This is a genomic window from Pedobacter borealis DSM 19626 (assembly GCF_000708285.2).
Taxonomy (GTDB): Bacteria; Bacteroidota; Bacteroidia; order Sphingobacteriales; family Sphingobacteriaceae; genus Pedobacter; species Pedobacter borealis.
Window position 1 is genome coordinate 1 of record NZ_JAUG01000171.1, and the last position, 3,890, is coordinate 3,890.

Below are 3,890 nucleotides of genomic sequence, written 5' to 3' on the forward strand. Positions count from 1 at the left end.
GGGGAAGGTGCCGATAGGCGGATAGGGCTTTAAGGCGCTCGCTATAATACGGTCGTCATTCCCGCGCAGGCGGGGATCTTAAAGCGCTCGCCATCTGCTATGCCGGATAATAGGGTGCAGAGAATCATTCGCGTTATTTAATCTCGATGAATTCGTCATTGCGAGGCTGGGACTGAGCGAGCCGAAGCAATCTCATTAGTAGTGTTTCTATCATTAAGTCATTCTACCTCGATAAATTCGTCTCGATCGTAGTGTTCCGAAGGAACTCCTTTGGAGGAGAGATCTTTGTACTTTCTAATACAGTCGTCATTCCCGCGCAGGCGGGAACCTTAAAGCATAAGCGGTTAATACATCCGGGCGTTTTGTATTTTGCCTTGCCCACCATTTTCCATACCCCATTGCCGACACAGCTGTGGTCCAAAATAACCCTAAGCTATGTTTCTCTTCGCCTTTTATTTAGCTATCGTTAACCTGTCAACCTAAAGCAATGCAAATCTTTGACATCGCTGATCTTCAACGTGGCGCTGTTTCAACCAAAGCAAATCCGAAGCAGTAGGCAAGTAGGTGTACAGCAAGGCATAGGCAAGCCTGGCCGGAAGGTGGCCTAAACGTGGGGTAAATGTGGCGTAAAGGTGGGCTTTGGAATATTTTTTTTGGATTTTTAATCAGAGATTAATTAAATTGGGTGATCATCCCTTTTGTTTAACCTAATATACTAAAATTATGGCTATCCAGAATGGAATTATCAAAATTAACGGACAACTCGGCGATCTTGTTTTTTACAAACGCGGAAGTAAGGATGTTGTCAGACAAAAAGCTGCCCACAAACAGCAAACCGAAGCAAGCAAAAAAAGCAGTCGCGATTTTGGCACGGCTAGCAGAAATGCAGCTTATATCCGTAAAGCATTTGCCCCGCTGGTCAAGCTTTACGCTTATGGCGATCTCCTCAATCGCCTGAACAAACGTTTTATCGAAATCTTTAAAACCATCCCCTCCGAACATGCAGGTCATAAAAGCTTGATTGATGGTGATATCACTTTGCTTAAGGGCTTCGAATTTAACAGCAGCAAACCCCTGGGACAGTTATGGCTTAGCGAAACCGATTTGCGCATAGATTCCGATGGATTAGTAAAACTTATTCTGCCTAAGTGCGAACTTAAATCTCTCCTGAAACCGCATCCTAAGGCTACCGAAGCACGATTGCAGGTCATGGGCTTCCATTTCGAACTGGATGATCAGGGCGGCTACGAAATTATTGAAGTGAATGACCTGATTGTTCCTTTAAATAATATGCATTTTCCGAAAACAACCTTAGCCCTACACCTAAATCACCAGGGCGATAAAGCCTTGATTTTCGCCTTGGGCATTTCATTTTTCATCGGTGCTGCCCGCTCTGCCGACCGGCGTTATTATGCGGGTAAAATTATTCACGCCCTGCATTTAAAGGATGGTATAATCGTCAATTTTGTGGGGCAACCTAAAGTGGAAAAGGAGGTAATGGCGCAGGGAAATAAGTTAAGCTGGGTGGTAGAGGAAGGTTGAGTTGGAGGTCTAAATCATATTTAAGCTGTTCTTTTTATGCTTACGGTTAACCGTATAAAATTGTGTATCGTATTAAATAGGTTTGGTTCAGTTAAATTAAAACCAAATCTTATGGCAATTAAAATCACATGCATTAACAAAGACAACGGGAATCATGAAAACCCAAATTTGGCTATTACCCATCTAGGATGGATAAATGAGGCCGATAACTCAAAGGGAAAAAATACAAGACTGGAAATTTACAATTGGATAAAGAATGATGGCGGTTATTGCTATGTAGAGAAAAATGGCAACAAAGTAAAAGTAATTACTGCTGAAACGGCTTCAGGAGCAAAGTATTTGAAAACTGAAGCTGACAGCACTACAGTTAATAATTTGCTTTCTCTGCCCGAGTGCTAATATTAATGATTTTTCGGGCGGGATGTCTGGAAAATCATTATTATAAATCTCAAATTCATTACATTGAGGAATAAAAACTTTTGATAGTTTTACACCCCACTAACTCTCATACCAATAACCATGTCAGAAGATCAGAAAAAGCAACTAGAACAACAACTTTGGAATATTGCCAACACCTTGCGTGGCAAAATGAATGCGGATGAGTTTCGAGATTATATTTTGGGATTTATTTTCTATAAGTATCTGAGCGAGAAAATGGAGATGTTTGCTAATGATATTTTAGCACAAGATAAAATTACGTTTAGTAGCATAAAGAGTGGTAAGGCTAAGAATGACGAAATTCTTGAAGCCGTAAGAGAAGCCTCACTTGAAAAATTAGGGTACTTTTTAAAGCCAGAAGAATTATTTTCGGCAGTAGCAGTAAGAGGTAATAGTAGCGATGATAAAGCAACTAGCGATCAAACGGGCATCAATTTTATTCTTGGTGATTTACAAAAAATCCTGACCAATATCCAGTTAAGTACCATGGGCACCGAAAGTGAAGAAGATTTTGATAATCTTTTTGAGGATATGGACTTGAACAGTACCAAGCTAGGCAAAACGCCGGAGGCGAGAAACGATATTATTGCCAAAGTTTTAGCGCATTTAGATAAGATAGATTTTAAACTCAAAAATACCGAATTAGATGTTTTAGGTGATGCATACGAATATTTAATTGGCCAATTTGCGAGTGGCGCAGGTAAAAAGGCGGGTGAATTCTATACACCCCAAGAAGTTTCCAAGATCTTAGCAAAACTGGTTACCACTGGTAAGCATAAATTAAGATCTGTATATGATCCAACTTGTGGATCGGGATCTTTATTGCTACGCGTAGCTCGTGAAGTAAAAGATGTAGGTGATTTTTACGGACAAGAGATGAACCGCACCACCTATAACCTGGCTCGTATGAATATGATTTTGCATGGTATTCATTACCGCAAATTTGATATTAAACAAGAAGATACTTTAGAGCGCCCTCAACACATGGGGCAGACTTTCGAAGCCATTGTAGCTAATCCGCCATTTTCTGCCCAATGGAGCGCCAATCCTTTGCATTTAAGCGACGACCGCTTTAGCCAATATGGGAAATTGGCGCCAGGTAGTAAAGCTGATTTTGCTTTTGTACAGCACATGATTTATCATTTGGCAGAAAATGGTATTATGGCTATCGTGTTGCCTCACGGGGTTTTGTTTAGAGGAGGAGCAGAACTACATATTCGTAAATATTTAATTGAACAAAAAAACTATTTAGATGCCGTAATTGGTTTGCCAGCAAATATTTTTTATGGTACCAGCATACCTACCTGTATTTTGGTGTTTAAAAAGTGTAAGGAAAACCCGGAAGATGTTTTATTTATTGACGCCAGTAAAGGTTTTGATAAAGTAAAAACGCAAAATATTTTACGAGATGAGCATATAGACCAGATTGTAGAAACCTACCGCAATAGAACGGTAACCGAAAAATACAGTTACCGGGCACCGTTACAAGAAATTGCCGAAAATGATTATAACCTGAACATTCCCCGTTATGTAGACACTTTTGAAGAAGAAGAGGAAATAGATATTCAAGCCGTAATGCAGGAGATTAAAGAACTGGAGGCCAAAAGAGCTGAACTTGATAAGGAGATCGAAGTTTATTTTAAAGAACTAGGTCTAGTTTTTTAATTTTTTAAATCCTTAATGTTAGCAATAGTTACAATTAAATAATTGAGAAAATGGCTAAAAAAGAAGAAATGGGCAAGGTTCCAAATAAAGTATTGGTGCCAAAACTTAGGTTTCCAGAGTTAGAAGAAGAGTGGAAGGTGACGACACTCGGTGAATGTTGTACATCCTTAGAGTATGGAATGAATTCTGCCTCAATTAAATTCGATGGAAAGAATAAATATATTCGTATAACAGATATTGATGAA

At 39.5% G+C, this 3,890-nt stretch carries 4 protein-coding genes; all 4 read left to right on the forward strand.

What is annotated here, in order from left to right:
* Positions 1-723 precede the first annotated feature (723 nt).
* On the forward strand, positions 724-1,542 hold the full coding sequence (locus tag AW17_RS23155) for a hypothetical protein (RefSeq protein ID WP_029280685.1): 819 nt from the start codon (positions 724-726) through the stop codon (positions 1,540-1,542).
* Positions 1,543-1,653: 111 nt separating this feature from the next.
* Positions 1,654-1,941, forward strand: a complete 288-nt coding sequence (locus tag AW17_RS23160; protein ID WP_029280687.1) for a DUF3892 domain-containing protein — start codon at positions 1,654-1,656, stop codon at positions 1,939-1,941.
* Positions 1,942-2,061: 120 nt separating this feature from the next.
* Positions 2,062-3,645 carry a type I restriction-modification system subunit M gene (locus AW17_RS23165; protein ID WP_029280689.1) on the forward strand — a complete coding sequence of 528 codons (1,584 nt, stop codon included), beginning with the start codon at positions 2,062-2,064 and terminating at the stop codon, positions 3,643-3,645.
* A gap of 50 nt (positions 3,646-3,695) precedes the next feature.
* Positions 3,696-3,890 (forward strand): restriction endonuclease subunit S domain-containing protein (locus tag AW17_RS23170; RefSeq protein WP_029280691.1); only part of this gene is annotated, 195 nt, incomplete at its 3' end.

Bases quoted from the DNA above. Each gene is read 5' to 3' on its own strand.
- AW17_RS23155 (WP_029280685.1), top strand. From the start codon at position 724: ATGGCTATCCAGAATGGAATTATCAAAATTAACGGACAACTCGGCGAT.
- AW17_RS23160 (WP_029280687.1), top strand. From the start codon at position 1,654: ATGGCAATTAAAATCACATGCATTAACAAAGACAACGGGAATCATGAA.
- AW17_RS23165 (WP_029280689.1), top strand. From the start codon at position 2,062: ATGTCAGAAGATCAGAAAAAGCAACTAGAACAACAACTTTGGAATATT.